We start from the raw sequence: 16,529 nt of genomic DNA on the forward strand, positions 1-16,529 counted from the left end.
GACCGAAACCATGCGATGGGCAAGAATGCGGGGTGATCAGTCGATGGCTCGATCAGAGGGGCCGAGAACTGCTGTCACCAAAGCACTCTCGACGCTGCGCCAGGTCCGGGACGAACGTCGCGCGCGGCGGACCGGCCACACACCGGGCACCGACCCGTTGAGTCCTCCCGGGCCGAAGAGGGAGTCCGGCCAGGATTCCGGGTCTCACACGGACATCGCAGACACCACCCCGGATAATGTTCCGACCGGCGAGGACGCCGGGAACCGGAGCACCAGCAGAGAGGGCCACGAGCCAACCGTGGACGATCCCACCCAGAACGACACCGCCGAGAACCAGGCCGACGGAAACAAGGCCGACGGGGCGGCGGCCACCGGCACCGACGCTACTGACGCGCCCCGCCCTGCGAAGGCACCGAAGCCGAAGGGCGGACGCGGGATCGACGGCGCCACCCAGGTGATCAGTCGGGACAATCTCCCGTCACCCGAGGATCTCGAGGATCTGGACACGATCGATCCGCTCGGGGCCGATGATGCGGGCACCAGCGGTGAAGAGACCCCGGCCGCGCCGACGAGCAAGCCCGCCCGTCTGGGTCCGAGCGATTCGAAGACCACCGTGATCCGCCGCGAGGACCTTCCCGACCCGAGCGAACTCGAGGATCTCGACGACATCGACGCGACTGCGGCGCCCGAGACCGAAACCGAAGCAGTCGAAAACCCGGCGAGCGCGTCTACGGCGGAGGCGGAGGCGGAGGCCACGACAGCGGACGACGACGAGTCCGCCGTGCCGGGCGCAGAGGTGTCGGGCGCAGAGGAGTCGGGCACCGAGAAGTCGGCTGAGTCCGGTGCATCGGAGACCCGGGAAGCAGAGGACGCCGACGACGCCGGTGAGTCTGGCGCCACCGTCGCCGCCGTCGCAGCGGGCTCAGCAGCCGCCGGTGCTGCCGTGGCGAGCACCGGCGAGTCCGACGAGGACACCTCCGTCGAGGATGAGACCGGCGAACCCGAAGCGGTGGACGCAGCCGCGGACGGGGAAGCCGAAACCTCCACTGCGGCAATCGAAGAAGAGGACACCAAATCCGACGAGGCCGCCACCGAGCCCGCCGGAGACGCTGCCGCCGAGACCGCGGAGCCCACCGAGACCGCCGAAGCCACCGAGACGGAGGTCCAGGACGAGGCCGCGTCGGACGAGCCCGTCGAGGTCGAGGCCACCGGAACCGAGGGCACCGGAGCCGAGGACACCGAGACCGACGACACCGAGACCGACGAAGAGGCGCCGTCCGGCGAGGCACCCACCGAGGCGATCGTGCTGCCGCCGACTGCCGAGGACACCGACGAGTTGAGCGCCGCGTCGGAGGACGTGCCCGAAGACGAATCCGACTCGGACGCCGCCACGAAGGTCATCCCGGCGGCAGCCGCCGGGGCCGCGGCTGCCGGTGCGACCGCTGCGGGCACGAAGTCGCCGGCGACGGATGAGCGCACCGACACCGTCCCGGAGCCCGCGGTCGCCCCGTCGTCGACCGGCGAGTGGACGACCACGACCCACCAGCCTCAGGTCATCCCCGGCAGCAAGCCGTCGAAGACCACCAAGAAACGCGGCAAGGGTCCGCTGATCGCCGTCGTCGCGCTCCTCGTGGTGATCGTGGCGGCCATCGGCGGCATCTTCGCCTACCAGAACATGACGGCGACCCCGCCGGCCGACGAGGCCGCCGAGGTGGCGCTGGACTACACAACCGCGCTGTACGAAGGCGATCTCGAGACCCTGCGGTCGGTGACGTGTGGCGAGCTGCACGCCTTCTACACGGACTTCGACGACGCCGCCTACCAGAAGACCTACGACGCGCAGAAGGCCCGCAACGAGCTCGTCCAGACGCAGGCGATCAACGCCGTCCGGGTCGTCGAGGGCGGCGACCTGGCAGTGGTCGAGGTCGTCGCGGTGCACACGAGCTCGCCGGAGACACCCGAGACCGTGACGCTGAACCTGCAGCGCGACGGTGATGCCTGGAAGGTGTGTAACCCCACGTGACCGGCGGTCAGGGGTGGGGTCCCCCGTCGACCACATCCCCTCCGCCGCCCCACGCCCCGCGATCGGACCGGCAGGAAGGCCGGCCGGAGTCCGGGGAGCAGTCCTCGGACGTCCCGGCCTACTTCACTCCTCGACGACCCACGCCGCCGCCGGTTTCGGGCGGCCCGTCGCGGCGTATCCGGCCGGCACATCCCGGGGACACCGATGCGCGTTCCCGCACCGGGTCAGGTTCGCGCACCGACCCGGCGGTCGTCGTCGCCGCGCTCGTGATGATCGCACTGGCGGTTGCGGTGATGGTCGGGTTGCTGACCTCCTGACGCCGGTTGCGGCCGCCTCACCTCTCCCCTCGACCCCGGAGAACAGTTCTGCCCGCACCCTTCCGGGTGCGGGCAGAATCGTGTGTCAGACGATCAGGCAGTCAGCGACTTGCCGTTCGACTTGAGGTCGTTGCAGGCCTCGACGACGCGCTCGCTCATGCTCGCCTCGGCCTTCTTGGACCAGCTGCGCGGGTCGTAGACCTTCTTGTTGCCCACGTCGCCGTCGACCTTGAGGACGCCGTCGTAGTTGCCGAACATGTGGCCGGCGACCGGACGGGTGTAGGCGTACTGGGTGTCGGTGTCGACGTTCATCTTCACCACGCCGTAGCTCAGCGCCTCGTCGATCTCGCTCTTCAGCGAGCCCGAGCCGCCGTGGAAGACGAAGTCGAAGGGCTTCGCGCCGTCGGCCAGACCCAGCTTCTTGGCGGCGACCTCCTGGCCGGTGTTCAGCACGTCGGGACGCAGCTTGACGTTGCCCGGCTTGTAGACGCCGTGAACGTTGCCGAAGGTCGCGGCGAGCAGGTAGCGGTTGCCCGAGTCGCTGGCACCGAGGGCCTCGATGGTCTTCTCGAAGTCCTCGGGGGTGGTGAACAGCTTGTCGTTGATCTCGTTCTCGACGCCGTCCTCTTCACCGCCGACCACGCCGATCTCGATCTCCAGGATGATGTTGGCGGCGCCCGCCTTGGCGAGGAGTTCCTTGGCGATCTCGAGGTTCTCGTCGAGCGGCACGGCGCTGCCGTCCCACATGTGCGACTGGAACAGCGGGTTGCGGCCGGCGTCGACGCGCTCCTGCGAGATCTGGAGCAGCGGGCGCACGTAGGTGTCCAGCTTGTCCTTGGGGCAGTGGTCGGTGTGCAGGCCGATGAAGACGTCGTACTTGGCGGCGACGACGTGCGCGAACTCGGCCAGTGCGACGGCGCCGGTCACCATGTCCTTGACGCCCTGGCCCGAACCGAACTCGGCACCGCCGGTCGAGAACTGGATGATGCCGTCACTGCCGGCGTCGGCGAAGCCCTTGATCGCGGCGTTGATGGTCGACGACGAGGTGCAGTTGATCGCGGGGAATGCGTAACCACCCTTCTTCGCCTTGTCGAACATCTCGGCGTACTGCTCCGGGGTTGCAATGGGCATCGACGAATCCTCCAGGGTGTTGATGTGCTCTGGTGTTCGGGTTCTCTCGCCGTCGGTTGTTCTCCGTGGCGAGCAGCCGGACTTCCCGCGGCCGGACTTCCCTCAGTATGGCAGGTGCCACACCGGCGGGTGCGCCCACCATTGAGGCCCCGGACCTGCACCGTCCTCGGCTCAGGAGCGGGTGAGCAACAACGGCGCGGCCAGCGGTGCGGACCACCGGCCGCCGGCGAAGGTCAGCCCGAGCAGCCGGCGGTCGTCGAGTGCCCGGAACTCGTCACGGACCCACCGCCACGGCATCGGTCCGTCCTGCCCGTATGAACACACGATGACCGGCCGGCCGTCGAGCCATGAGGGCTCGAGCGTCACCTGCATGGGCATCAGCTCGCGGAGGGAGCCGTCGGCGTCGTCGACCAGGTTGACGGCGTCACCATCGGCGGCGAACCGCTTCCCGCGCCAGCCCCGCATCCCGCCGAGCGCGATCGCCCGCGGCGCCATCGCCTTCAGAGGGGCCGGTCCCACGAAGGTGATGAGGTAGTCGCCGGGGGCGGGCAGCGTGGTCGGGGGCGACGTCTCCGAGAACAGGGTGCGTAGGCGCCCCAGGGACGTGGGCAGGGTGGTGGTCACTGTGCTCCGATGCTCGAGGTGTGGTCGGGTGACGAGGTCCGGCGGGCACGGTAGCGGGCGGCGAACCGCTCGGCCATGGCGGTGATGGTCAGGCTGGGGTTGACACCTACGTTCGCCGGGATCGACGAGCCGTCCACCACGTACAGGCCGGGATGGCCGAACACCTGGTGGTCGGTGTCGATCACGCCGTCGGAGGCGTCGGTCCCCATCGCGGCCCCGCCGAGGACGTGTGCGGTGATGGACTTGCCGCCCACGCTCTCCAGCAGCAGGTTGAGCGGCCGGCCGCCCACCGATTCGGCGAATCTCCGGGCCACCTCATTGGCCTGCGGCAGGTAGCTCGGGGCCGGGGCGGCCCCACCGGTTCGAGACCGCAGGACGCGGCGCCACGGGGTGACCGGGGAGCGGTCCATCACCAGGCGGATCTCGTTCTCCACGTTCTGCATCACCGTGAACACGCTCAGGCGCTCGATGAAGTTGCGCGCGGTCATCAGCCGGAGCTGCCGGAACGGGTGGCGGCCGAGCTCCGCCAGCGCCGCGCGCCGTCGCCGGGAAGGGACCTCACCGTCGATCAGCGGGCCGAGCTGCAGACGCATGTGCCAACCGCCGACGTACCGGTTCTGGGTGACGTGCGTGGCCTCGTCCGGATAGAACTCGCTGGAGATGGTCGGGCCTCGGGTGAGATCGGCGTCCGGATCGTCGGCGAGAACCGCGGTGATGGCCTCCGAGTTGGTGCGCACCCCGTGACCCAATCGGGGCGAGACGTGCGGCAGCAGCCCCTGCTCGCGGGAGCGGAACAGCAACTCGACCGTGCCCAGCACGCCCGCGGCCAGCACCACCTCGGCCGCGCGCAGGACCTCACCGTCGGCGGTGCGGACCTCGTATCCGCCCTCCGGCATCGCGGCCACGGTCTCGACGCGGGTGTCCGGGCTGATCCGGACTCCCCGGCGCTCGGCGAGCCACAGATAGTTCAGGTCCAGGGTGTTCTTGCTGCCGTACGGGCAGCCGATCAGGCAGGCTCCGCAGAGCCGGCACCCGGTGCGATCCGGGCCTTCGCCGTCGAAGAACGGGTCGGGGACGGTGACGCCCTCCTCACCGGGCGCACCGAACCAGATCGCCATGGGCGTGGGGCCGTATGTCTGTCCTGCGCCCATCTTCTCCGCGGTGGTCTCGAGGTGGCGGTCCATCTCGCCGACGAACCGCGTCGTCTCGCGTCCGAGCATGCGGGCGGCGGTGCGGTAGTGCGCGGTCAGCTGGGCGCGCCATCCGTCGACCACCTCGGGCCAGGCGGGGTCGGTGAAGAACTCCTCTTTGGGTTCCAGGAGTACGCCGGCCCACACGATGCTGCCGCCTCCCACACCGGCGCCGCCGATGATGCCGACGTGTCGCAGCACCCGCTGCCAGAAGAAGCCCTTCAGCCCCAGCTCCGGCATCCACAGGTACTTGCGCGGGTCGGTGCGGGCGGCGAGGAGATCCTCGGGCGAGTGCCGACGACCCTGTTCGAGCACCAGCACGCGCCGACCCTGCTCGGCCAGCCGCAATGCCGAGACGGCGCCACCGAACCCGCTGCCCACCACGATCACGTCCGCGGTGTCGTCGGGGTCTGCGGAGGGGTGCTGGGAGGGGTCGTTCGACGAACCGGACATCATGCGAGGAGCTTAGTTCGGACCGGTCGGGATGGCGGGGCGGGACCATCCGGTGAAGTCGTCTCGTGCCGCCGAACCGGTCGCACGCCCCGCTCCCGATCCCGGCGCGATTCGTCGTCGTCGATTTCGCGAGATTCTGCCCAGGTCGCATTCGTGGGTACTCTGGGATCCCGTGATCGACTCAGCACTTGCCACCACGACCACCAACCTGGCTCTTCTGCCGGGATTCCTGGATCCGGTCAACCTGCTCAACTCGTTCGGCACCTGGATGCTGGCGGGTCTGCTGCTGGTGGTGTTCATCGAGTCGGGGCTCCTGTTCCCGCTGCTCCCGGGCGATTCCCTGCTCTTCACCGCAGGCCTGATCGTCGCGGCGAAGTCGGCGGAGATCGAGCCCTTCGCGCCGCTGTGGGTGCTGCTGGTCACCATCCCGATCGCTGCGTTCCTGGGCGACCAGGTGGGGTATTGGATCGGCAAGAAACTCGGCTACACCTTGTTCACACCGAACGCGAAGGTCCTCAAACAGGCCTACATCGACGAGGCCCACGAGTTCTTCGAGAAGCACGGCCCGGTCACGATCATCCTGGCCCGCTTCGTCCCGATCGTCCGGACCTATGCACCGCTGGTCGCCGGCGCTGCCCGCATGCGGTACGCCGTCTTCCTGACCTACAACATCGTCGGCGCGGTGGCCTGGGGCGTGGGTGTGACACTGCTCGGATACTTCCTCGGGCAGATCGAGTTCATCCGCGACAACGTCGACTACATCTTCATCATCATCGTGCTGGTGTCGGTGCTGCCGATCATCTCGGAGATCGTCAAGCGCATCCTGCGGTCGCGCAAGGGTGTCGTCGAGGAGGAGCCGCTGGCCCCGTCGAAGGACCCGGCCACCACCCCGCCGGCCGAGTAGGCCCCGAACCGCGGAGGCGCGAACCGGTATCGAGGTCCGCTACCAGGCGTCACCGAGGTCGGCGTGCTGGCGTACCCACGCATGCATCGCGATCCCGGCCGCGACACCCGCATTGATGCTGCGGGTCGATCCGAACTGGGCGATCGACACCGTCATGTCCGCCTGCCGCTGCGCGTCGTCGCTCACGCCCGGACCTTCCTGGCCGAACAGCAGCACACACTCGCGCGGGAGTTCCACGGTCTCCAGCGGCCGTGATCCAGGGGTGTTGTCCACCGCCACCACGGCCAGCCCCTCGCGCCGAGCCCAGTCGATCAGGTCCCCGACCGTGTCGTGGTGCATGAGGTGCTGGTAGCGGTCGGTGACCATCGCACCACGACGGTTCCATCGACGACGCCCGACGATGTGGACCGCTGCGACGGCGAAGGCGTTCGCGGTGCGCACCACAGTGCCGATGTTGGCGTCGTGGGCGAAGTTCTCGATCGCCACGTGTAGTGGGTGGCGACGCGAGTCGATGTCGGCGACGATCGCCTCGCGCTTCCAGTACCGGTACGCGTCGACGACGTTGCGGGTGTCCCCGTTCGCCAGCAGTTCGGGGTCGAGGCGCTCGTCGTCCGGGATAGGCTCGTCGGGATGTTCGACGGACCACGCGCCCACACCCACCGGCGGTCCGGTGACCCACTCGGTGGGACCGGCGACGCTGGTGTCTGGGTCGAGCGCGTCAGGCAAGGCCGAGATCGCTCAGCCCGAGCAGCGAGCGGTAGGGCACGCCCAGCCCGGTGATGACGGCGTCCGCACCGGTCGCACGGTCGACGACGGTGGCGACACCGACGACGTTGCCGCCGATCTCGCGCACGGCCTCCACCGCGGTCGACGGTGAGGCACCCGTGGTGCTGGTGTCTTCGACGACGAGCACGTTGCGGCCGACGATGTCGGGTCCTTCGATCCGACGCTGCATACCGTGGGCCTTGGCGGCCTTGCGCACGACGAAGGCGTCGATGTCGCGGCCGTCGGTGTGCATGATCGAGGTCGCGACCGGGTCGGCGCCGAGCGTCAATCCACCCACGGCGACGTAATCCCAGTCGGCCGTGAGCTCGCGCATCAGCCGGCCGATCAGCCGAGAGGCCTCGTGATGCAGGGTGGCGCGGCGCAGGTCGACGTAGTAGTCGGCCTCCTTACCGGAGGAGAGCGTCACCTTGCCGTGCACGACGGCGAGTTCGCGGACCAGTTCGGCGAGTCGTGCCCGGCCCGCCGAGTCGACCTGGGGTGGCGTGTCGTCGGAAACCGGGATTGACGAGGACATGCGACTACTCACTCTCGAACTCGCCGGCCGTGGGCCGGTGTGCACTGGATGACGATTACCCTACGGTGTCCGCGACACCGTCAGATCAGCCCTGTCGGATCAGCTGCGGTGACGGTTGGAGCGATCGCCCGTGTCGTCTGGGCGACGCGAATCCTCCGGCTTCCGCGAGCCGGAACCGCGGACGGGCATAGGGGCCATGCCCCGGCCGGTCGTCGTCTGCGCTGCACCTGTCGCCGGCGGTTTGCGGACCGGCGGCGCGCTCGGCCTGGCTGCCGCAGAAGCCTCCGTAGCGGGAGCCGCCGCAGCCTGGCGACGACGCTTGTCGCGCATCGACTCGGTCTTCTCGTCGGCGAGTTCGGCGCGCGTGGGTCCGTGTGGATCGCGAGGGTCCGGCGAGTCCTCGGGTTCGCGCACCGGCGGGAGAACACGCAGCAGGTCGGCGAAACGACGAACCACCTCGAGGCCGGTGTTGAGTGTCGCGGGGTCGTTGGTCAACGGCAGCGAACCGAGCGCCCAGTTGCCCTCGTTCCACAGCACCTCGACGAACGCCGGGGCTTTGTTGGCCAGCGCGACCATCCGCCGGTCGCAGACACGGCGCGCGACGTCGAGGTTGTTGGAGAACATGACTCGCGGCCCCATCGCACCGAGGAGTTCGACGTCCTCCTCGGCCGGCGCCAGCACATCCTCGTGACGCAGGTCCACGACGACGGGCGAGGGCGACGAGCGGCGGACCGCGATCACGGTCGCGGTCTCGGCGAGATCGAAGACGACGGTCTCCACGCCGCCGTAGCGGCCATACGCGACGTCGCGGACCTCGACATGATCGGGGACATTCATCGTCGCCCTGCGAAACACCTTGCGCAGCTTGGTGTCCGTCTCGCGGAACTTGAACTCGTGCTCGTCCCCCCAGACCGCACGCTGGTGTCGCGCGACGCTCGACCGCTGCCGGTCGAGCCACAACAGGACGCCCGCACCCGCGAGTGCCACGGCGGCGATCAGGAAATAGACGGTGGTCATCGCGCTACAGCCTACTATCGGCAGGGCCGCGGCGACGTCATCCGCCCTGTCGAAGTGTGGCCGTTACGTAGCCGCGTTCTTTGTCGACGACGTTGACCAGCGTCTCGGCGAGCGCGGCACCGTCCGCAGGAGCCTCCAGGCCGACATATCTGCGCAGGTTGTCGAGGATCTGTTCGGCCAGCGCCTCGCGCCAGCCGAGGGCATCGCCGCTCATGTGCGCCGAGATCGCGACACCGGGAAGATCCCACAGCTCACTGTCGGCGGGCAACGGTTCGGTGGCGAACACGTCGAGCGAGGCCGCCCCGAGGTGCCCCGCGCGCAACGCCTCGACGAGCGCCGGCTCGTCGACGAGCTCCCCGCGTCCGACGTTGATCAGGTGCGCTCCCGGCTTCATCGCCGCGAGCACTCGAGCGTCGATCATCCCAGCGGTCTGCGAGGTCAGCGGCGCGATGGTGACGACGTTGTCGAAGTCGCCGACGTGATCGGCGAGCTCGGCGGTGGGGATGACCCGACCGAAGTCGGGGTCGGACTCCCGCGCGGTCCGCCCTCCACCGACGACCCGCATCCCCACCGCACGGAGTAGTTGCGCGGTGGCACGACCGATCCCGCCGGTGCCGATCACGAGGACCGAACCCCGAGACGTGCCGACGGTCTCGCGATGCTTCCAGACATGATCGCGCTGCAGGGCCATCGACTCGTGTAAACGCTTGTCGCGCGCGAGGATCGAGGCAAGAACGAACTCCGCGATGGGACGGTCGAAGACCCCGTGCGCGTTGGTCACCACCACGTCAGAGGCGGTCAACTCGTCGAAGAGCAACGAGTCGACCCCGGCCGCGCAGACGTGCACCCAGCGCAGCGCCGACGTCGCGTCACCCCAGTTGTCGGCGAGCGCGCGAGAGAAGAAGTCCCACAACACCAACACGTCCGCACCAGGTAGGACTTGCGCGAGATCGTCTGCGACGCAATGGCGTATCTCGGCGAGGTCGGCGAGTTGGTCGAGGTTCGGCGGCGGCGCGACACCTGGGGCACCGAGGAGCGCGAGGACCGGTCGTCGGGTGCTCATACGGCCACCGTAACCCCGATCCCCCTGCACTCGTCGAGTGGACGACGCACTCCCCGCTCCTTGAGTAGGCACGAGCCGAGACACCAAACTGCCACACCGAGCAACCCCCCGCCGGTTGAGCCGACACCGAGCGAAGCGAGGCGTCGAAACTTACACACCGATCAACCCCAATGCCGGTTGAGCCGACACCGAGCGAAGCGAGGCGACGCGCCGAAACTTACACACCGAGCAACCCCAATGCCGGTTGAGCCGACACCGAGCGAAGCGAGGCGTCGCGTCGAAACCCGCCCGCCACCACACCCCACCGACCGGCTCAAGGTTTCGACGCGGTGGCTCGCTCCGCTCGCTACCGGCTCAACCAACGTGGCGCGAGGTTTCGACGCGGTGGCTCGCTCCGCTCGCTACCGGCTCAACCAGCGTGGCGCGAGGTTTCGACGCGGTGGCTCGCTCCGCTCGCTACCGGCTCAACCTCCAAGCCGGACCTCCGGTTGACAACGGAGCCCTCCCGCTCCTTGAGTAGGCGACGAGCGCAGCGAGGAGCCGTATCGAAAGGACCCCCACCACCGCTGACTGTCACATTGTTGACAATCGTACGATCTCCCGTCACGGTGTACCCATGACTGCCGGCGTTGACTCCCCCACCCGCACCCATCAGACCGCCTCGCTCAGTCCTGCGCTCAAACAGGCGACGCCCGTCGTCGTCGACCATGCCCTGGGGTCCTGGATTCACGGCACCGACGGCCGCGACTACCTCGACTTCACCACCGGCATCGGGGTCACCAGCACCGGTCACTGCCACCCGCATGTGGTCGCGGCCGCACAGGCCCAGTGCGCCAAGGTGATCCACGCCCAGTACACGACGGTTCTGCATCCGCCGCTGCTGGAGCTGACCGAACGTCTGGGTGCGGTCCTCCCGGCAGGCCTGGACTCTGTCTTCTACGCCAACTCCGGTTCGGAAGCTGTCGAAGCCGCGATTCGTCTCGCCCGGATGGCGACCGCCAAGCCGAACATCATCGTCTTCCAGGGCGGATTCCACGGCCGCACGGTGGCCGCGGCGAGCCTGACCACGGCGGGGACGCGATTCTCGGCCGGCTTCTCCCCGTTGATGAGCGGCGTCCACATGGCGCCGTTCCCCTATGCCTTCCGCTACGGCTGGGACACCGACACCGCCGTCGACTTCGCGCTGCGCGAGCTCGACTACCTCCTGCAGTCGCGCGTCGCCCCCAACGACACCGCCGCGTTCCTCATCGAACCCGTCCTCGGCGACGGCGGTTACCTGCCGACTCCGCCTCGCTTCCTCCAGGGGCTGCGCGAACGCGCCGACCGGCACGGCATCCTGCTCATCCTCGACGAGGTGCAGGCCGGCTTCGGTCGCACGGGCAGGTTCTGGGGCCACCAGCACGCCGAGGGATTGACTCCCGACATCATCATCACCGCAAAGGGCCTGGCCTCCGGTTTCCCGATCTCGGCGATCGCCGCGCCGACCGAGCTGATGAGCAAGGCGTGGCCGGGCTCGCAGGGCGGTACATACGGCGGCAATGCCGTGGCCGCGGCGGCTGCCATCGCGACCCTCGAGGTCATCGAGGCCGAGGGACTCGTGGAGAACGCCCGCGTGCGCGGCGAGCAGATGCTCGCCGGCCTGCGTGAGGTGTGTGCACGATTCCCGGGCGTCGGCGACGTCCGCGGCCTCGGTCTGATGGCCGGCATCGAGTTCATCACCACCGACGCGGCCGGCAACACCGTGCCCGACGCCGCTGCCGCCGTCGCGGTGCAGCAGGCCACCACGGCCCAGGGTCTGTTGACGCTGACCTGCGGCCCCTCGGCCAACGTCGTCCGACTCATCCCGGCACTCGTCGTGACCGCCGACGAGATCGACCTCGGCGTCGCACGGTTCGGCGCAGCGTTGCATGCCGCACTGGGTTAGGCCGGTGGACATCGCGGTCGAACTCACCGACCTCGGCATCGATGCCGACGCGTCGCCCCGGCGCCTGGCCGAATACTCCTACGACGCCTCGAATTACCGCATCCCGCCGCTGGCCGTGACATTCCCGCGGTCCGCGCGTGAGGTCGCCATCATCGTGGCCCGCTGTCACGATCTGGGAGTCCCGGTCGTCGTGCGCGGTGGCGGTACATCGATGGCGGGCAACGCCATCGGCGATGGCGTCGTCATCGACCTGTCCCGTCACCTCGACCGTGTGCTGTCGATCGACGCCGAGACCTCCAGCGCGGTGGCCGGTTCGGGCATCGTGCTGACCACGCTGGCGGCACGTGCCCGTGCAGCGACCGGCGGCCGGCTCACCTTCGCGCCCGACCCCTCGTCGGCGTCGCGGGCGACACTCGGCGGCGCGATCGGGAACGACGCCTGCGGTAACCACTCAGTCCGGTACGGACGTACCAGTGACCACGTCATCGAGCTCCACCTCGTTACCGCGGACGGTGTCCTGCTCACCGCGACCCGGGACGGGTTGTACGCCACCGACCCCGGCGACGCCGCCGCGGTCGCCCGCGCAACCGAGATCAGTGCCTCCCTCGGTGATCTCGCCGCCGCCAATCTGGCGATCCTGCGCACGGAACTCGGGACCATCCCGCGTCAGGTCTCGGGTTACCACCTCGCACGACTGTTGCCGGAGAACGGTTTCGACGTCGCGCGTGCACTCGTCGGCAGCGAGGGGACATGCGCGATCGTGGTGTCGGCCAAGGTGCGGCTCGTTCCGGTCGCGACCTCCCAGCTCCTGCTCTGCGTCGGCTATGACTCCCCGTCGGACGCCGCTCGCGACGTACCCGCGATCCTCCCGTTCTCGCCATCGGCCATCGAGGGCATCGACCGGAAGATCGTCGCGACGATGGCCGCGCGCCGCGGCCGGGACACCGTCGCCGGACTCCCCGAGGGTTCGGCCTGGTTGTTCATCGACGTCGACTCCGAAAGCGCTGCGGCGCAGGGGGAAGACGACGTCCCCGCGACCGCGAAGCGCCTCCTCGACCACCTGCGTGGGCAGGGCCGGATGATCGGCGCCACCGTCGTCGACGACCCGGTGCGGCGCAAGGCCCTGTGGCGCGTCCGTGAGGACGGCGCCGGACTGTCGTCCCGACTGGCCGACCCCGACGACGAGAGCATCGGCGGGAACTACGAATCCTGGCCCGGCTGGGAGGACGCGGCGGTCGCCCCCGAGCGCCTGGCCGACTACCTCGACGACTTCGCCGAACTGCTCGACCATCACCGCCTGACCGGCGTGATGTACGGCCACTTCGGCGCCGGGTGCATGCACGTGCGCATCACGTTCGACCTGCGCACGCCCGAGGGACGCGCCGTGATGGAGCACTTCTGCACCGCGGCCGCCGAACTGGTTGTCCGTCATGGCGGTTCGCTGTCCGGGGAGCACGGCGACGGACGCGCCCGCTCGGCGCTGCTCCCGATCATGTACTCACCCGCGATGATGGCGGCCTTCGCGCGGTTCAAGTCGATCTGGGACCCGGCCGGGACCCTCAACCCGGGCAGCATCATCGACCCACCGTCGATCACCGCCGACCTCGCTCTCGCCGATGTCCCGCGCCGGACCTGGCCCACCGCGTTCCACCTCGGCCACGGTTCCCGAGACAAGCCCCCGAAATCCGCCCTCAGCGGCGTCGACGACACCACGTCCTCGACGACTCCCTCAGGGGCGCATCTCCGGGCTGGTTCTACCGACCTGCCGCTCCTGGACCCCTTCGTCCATGCAGTTCAGGGCTGTATCGGCGTCGGCCGGTGCCGGGCCGACACCACCGGTGTCATGTGCCCGAGCTATCGGGCGACCCGCGATGAGAAGGACTCCACGCGGGGTCGTGCCCGTGTCCTGCAGGACATGGTGCGCACCGCGCCGTCGATCGACGACGGATGGCGATCCCCCGAGGTCGCCGAAGCCCTCGAACTGTGCCTGTCCTGCAAGGCATGTTCGACGGACTGCCCGACCGGCGTCGACATGGCGACCTACAAGTCGGAGTTCCTCCACCATCACTACCGTCGCCGCATCCGCCCGCTGTCGCATTACTCGCTGGGCTGGATGCCGGCGTGGCTGTCGGCGGCGGGGATCGCGGCACCACTGGTCAATCGTGCGCTGTCGTCGAAGATCAGCGGTCTCGCCGCACGCGCGGGCGGCATCGATCCGCGCCGGACGATGCCGTCGTTCTCGACCCGCCGCGCCCGCAGGACCCATCTCGACGCACTCGCGCCGGTGTCCCCGACCTCGCAGGTCATCCTGTTCGTCGACTCCTTCACCCGCGCGTTCCGCCCCCAGGTCGCTTCGGCCGTCAGCGAGGTACTCGGCGCGACGGGTGACCAGGTGGGGTGTTCGGCCGACAACTGCTGCGGGCTCACCTGGATCTCCACCGGCCAGCTGGACAAGGCCCGCCGGACACTTCGACGCACCGCTGCGACTCTCGACGACGGCACCGACCGTCCCATCGTGGTGCCGGAGCCGAGTTGTGCTGCCGCACTGGCCAAGGACCTGCCCGAACTCGTCCCCACCGACAGCGCTCGTCGCGTGGCGGCGCGGGTCCGGAGTTTCGCCGCATACCTCCCGACCCTGCTCGACGCGGGATGGCGACCGCCGGCGCTACCCGACGAGGTCACCCTCCAGACCCACTGCCACGAGTACGCGGTCTTCGGCGCCCGCACCGGCACCGCCGCTCTCGAAGCGCTCGGTGTCACCGTGCACTCCGCCGACGGATGCTGTGGCGTGGCAGGTAACTTCGGTTTCGAGAAGGGACACTACGAGGTCAGCATGGCCGTCGCGGAGAACGGGCTCGCCCCGGCGCTGCGCGGCGACCCGCATCGTCCCGTCATCACCGACGGATTCAGTTGCGCGATGGCGGTGGAACACCTCGCCACGGTCGACGACGGACTCGCCGGCGCACGCGAGGTCCGCGGTGTCCACCTCGCCGAACTGCTCACCGCCACATCAAAACCCCGACAGACCACCGAAGAACCGAGGAGAGCCCGACCATGACGGCCATCGCCAACCACCAGGTCCCCGACGCCATCTCGTCCATCCGCACCGACCTGTTCATCGACGGTGAATGGGTTCCGGCCGCCGCGGGCGACCGGTTCGACGTGCTCAACCCGGCGACCGGCGAGGTGCTCGCCCGGGTCGCCGACGCCGACGCCACCGACGCCCGCCGCGCACTCGAGACCGCGGCCGCGCATCAGGCCGAGTGGGCGGCCACCTCACCGCGACGTCGCAGCGAGATCCTCTACCGCGCATACGAACTCATCATGGACCGGGTCGACGAGATCGCCTCCGTGATGACCGCCGAGATGGGCAAGCCGCTGGCGGAGGCCAAGGGCGAGGTCGCCTACGGCGCCGAGTTCTTCCGGTGGTTCGCCGAGGAGGCCGTCCGGATCGGCGGTGACCACACCACCACCGGCGACGGCGGCCATCGCATCGTGGTGAGCAGGCAGCCGGTCGGTCCGTGCATCCTGATCACACCGTGGAACTTCCCGCTGGCCATGGGGACCCGCAAGATCGGGCCTGCCGTCGCCGCCGGTTGCACGATGGTCCTCAAGCCCGCGGAGCTCACCCCGCTGACCACCCTCCTGCTGGCGGACATCCTCGTCGAGGCGGGTCTGCCCGCCGGCGTGCTCAACGTCGTGACCACCACGAATCCGTCGACGGTGGTCACCGAATGGATGGACAGCGGACTCGCCCGCAAGGTCAGCTTCACCGGATCGACCGAGGTCGGGAAGACGTTGCTGCGGCAGGCCGCCGGGACCGTCATGCGCACCTCGATGGAGCTCGGCGGCAATGCCCCGTTCATCGTGTGCGCCGACGCCGACATCGCCCGTGCCGTCGACGGTCTCATGCTGGCCAAGATGCGCAACACCGGTCAGGCGTGCACCGCGGCAAACCGGATCTTCGTGCATCGCAGCGTGATCGACGAGTTCACCGAGGCGTTCACGGCGAAGATGGCCGCTCTGAAGGTCGGCGACGGCGCAGCCGAGGGCACGCAGGTCGGGCCCCTCGTCGAGCCGAAGGCCGTTGCGAAGGTCTCCTCGCTCGTCGACGACGCGGTGTCCAAGGGCGCCACGGTCGCGTGCGGTGGGCAGGCCACCGAAGGTCCCGGCTACTTCTACCCGCCCACGGTGCTGACCGGTGTCGGACTCGACGCCGACCTGGTGCGCAACGAGATCTTCGGCCCGGTCGCGGCGATCATCCCGTTCGGCGACGCCGACAATCCCCTCGACCCGGCCGCGGACGACGAGGTGATCTCACTCGCCAACGACACCGCGTGGGGCCTGGTCGCGTACTTCTTCAGCCAGGACGTCGACCGTTGCGCTCGCCTGTCGGCTGCGCTCGAAGCCGGTATGGTCGGGGTGAACACCGGCATCGTGTCGAATCCGGCCGCTCCGTTCGGTGGTGTCAAGGAATCCGGCCTCGGCCGTGAGGGCGGCCGCGTGGGCATCGAGGAGTTCCTCGACATGAAGTACACGGCGACCCCGATCCGTCACTGATCCGGAGATCCATTGCCCGGAAC

Annotated in this window: 13 protein-coding genes; 6 read left to right on the forward strand and 7 right to left on the reverse strand. The window is 69.2% G+C overall.

The features are described 5' to 3' along the window. The first annotated feature begins 43 nt into the window (after positions 1–43). Entirely contained in the window at positions 44–2,023 is a 1,980-nt protein-coding gene (locus tag IHQ52_RS23350; RefSeq protein WP_238064002.1) for an Rv0361 family membrane protein, read from the forward strand. Then, a complete protein-coding gene (locus IHQ52_RS23355) occupies positions 2,020–2,340 on the forward strand; it encodes a hypothetical protein (protein ID WP_238064003.1) in 321 nt (106 codons plus the stop codon). The genes IHQ52_RS23350 and IHQ52_RS23355 overlap by 4 nt, the downstream gene beginning before the upstream one ends. 93 nt (positions 2,341–2,433) lie before the next feature. Here the strand turns inward: IHQ52_RS23355 and fbaA are convergent, their stop codons facing one another. The 3 genes from fbaA to IHQ52_RS23370 all read right to left on the reverse strand — a co-directional run bounded on the left by fbaA (position 2,434) and on the right by IHQ52_RS23370 (position 5,741). Continuing rightward, positions 2,434–3,471: a class II fructose-bisphosphate aldolase gene (fbaA, locus tag IHQ52_RS23360; protein WP_238064004.1), complete on the reverse strand. Its 1,038-nt coding sequence runs from the start codon at positions 3,469–3,471 to the stop codon at positions 2,434–2,436. Positions 3,472–3,642: 171 nt separating this feature from the next. After that, on the reverse strand, positions 3,643–4,095 hold the full coding sequence (locus IHQ52_RS23365) for a hypothetical protein (protein ID WP_238064005.1): 453 nt from the start codon (positions 4,093–4,095) through the stop codon (positions 3,643–3,645). Then, complete coding sequence (locus IHQ52_RS23370; RefSeq protein ID WP_238064006.1) at positions 4,092–5,741, reverse strand: GMC oxidoreductase; 1,650 nt, start codon at positions 5,739–5,741, stop codon at positions 4,092–4,094. The genes IHQ52_RS23365 and IHQ52_RS23370 overlap by 4 nt, the downstream gene beginning before the upstream one ends. A gap of 169 nt (positions 5,742–5,910) precedes the next feature. On the opposite strand from IHQ52_RS23370, the gene IHQ52_RS23375 reads away from it, so the two are divergent. Further along, complete coding sequence (locus tag IHQ52_RS23375; RefSeq protein ID WP_006438111.1) at positions 5,911–6,642, forward strand: VTT domain-containing protein; 732 nt, start codon at positions 5,911–5,913, stop codon at positions 6,640–6,642. Positions 6,643–6,681: 39 nt separating this feature from the next. Here the strand turns inward: IHQ52_RS23375 and IHQ52_RS23380 are convergent, their stop codons facing one another. From IHQ52_RS23380 to IHQ52_RS23395, 4 genes are all read right to left on the reverse strand, one after another. Then, on the reverse strand, positions 6,682–7,368 hold the full coding sequence (locus IHQ52_RS23380) for a TrmH family RNA methyltransferase (RefSeq protein ID WP_238064007.1): 687 nt from the start codon (positions 7,366–7,368) through the stop codon (positions 6,682–6,684). Further along, positions 7,361–7,942 carry an orotate phosphoribosyltransferase gene (gene pyrE, locus IHQ52_RS23385; RefSeq protein WP_238064008.1) on the reverse strand — a complete coding sequence of 194 codons (582 nt, stop codon included), beginning with the start codon at positions 7,940–7,942 and terminating at the stop codon, positions 7,361–7,363. The genes IHQ52_RS23380 and pyrE overlap by 8 nt, the downstream gene beginning before the upstream one ends. A gap of 99 nt (positions 7,943–8,041) precedes the next feature. Then, complete coding sequence (locus tag IHQ52_RS23390; RefSeq protein WP_159405262.1) at positions 8,042–8,959, reverse strand: type III secretion system chaperone family protein; 918 nt, start codon at positions 8,957–8,959, stop codon at positions 8,042–8,044. A 37-nt stretch (positions 8,960–8,996) separates the two neighbouring features. Next, on the reverse strand, positions 8,997–10,022 hold the full coding sequence (locus IHQ52_RS23395; protein ID WP_238064009.1) for a D-2-hydroxyacid dehydrogenase: 1,026 nt from the start codon (positions 10,020–10,022) through the stop codon (positions 8,997–8,999). Between the two features lie 616 nt (positions 10,023–10,638). On the opposite strand from IHQ52_RS23395, the gene IHQ52_RS23400 reads away from it, so the two are divergent. From IHQ52_RS23400 to IHQ52_RS23410, 3 genes are read left to right on the forward strand one after another with little or no spacing between them, the layout of a single operon-like run. Next, the gene (locus IHQ52_RS23400) at positions 10,639–11,946 is read left to right on the forward strand and encodes an aspartate aminotransferase family protein (protein WP_159405264.1); all 1,308 of its coding nucleotides are present in this window, start codon (positions 10,639–10,641) and stop codon (positions 11,944–11,946) included. Next, a complete protein-coding gene (locus IHQ52_RS23405) occupies positions 11,930–15,004 on the forward strand; it encodes an FAD-binding and (Fe-S)-binding domain-containing protein (protein ID WP_238064010.1) in 3,075 nt (1,024 codons plus the stop codon). The genes IHQ52_RS23400 and IHQ52_RS23405 overlap by 17 nt, the downstream gene beginning before the upstream one ends. Continuing rightward, complete coding sequence (locus IHQ52_RS23410; protein WP_238064011.1) at positions 15,001–16,506, forward strand: NAD-dependent succinate-semialdehyde dehydrogenase; 1,506 nt, start codon at positions 15,001–15,003, stop codon at positions 16,504–16,506. The genes IHQ52_RS23405 and IHQ52_RS23410 overlap by 4 nt, the downstream gene beginning before the upstream one ends. The last annotated feature ends 23 nt before the right edge of the window (positions 16,507–16,529 follow it).

Source organism: Gordonia amicalis (assembly GCF_022059885.1).
Taxonomy (GTDB): domain Bacteria; phylum Actinomycetota; class Actinomycetes; order Mycobacteriales; family Mycobacteriaceae; genus Gordonia; species Gordonia amicalis.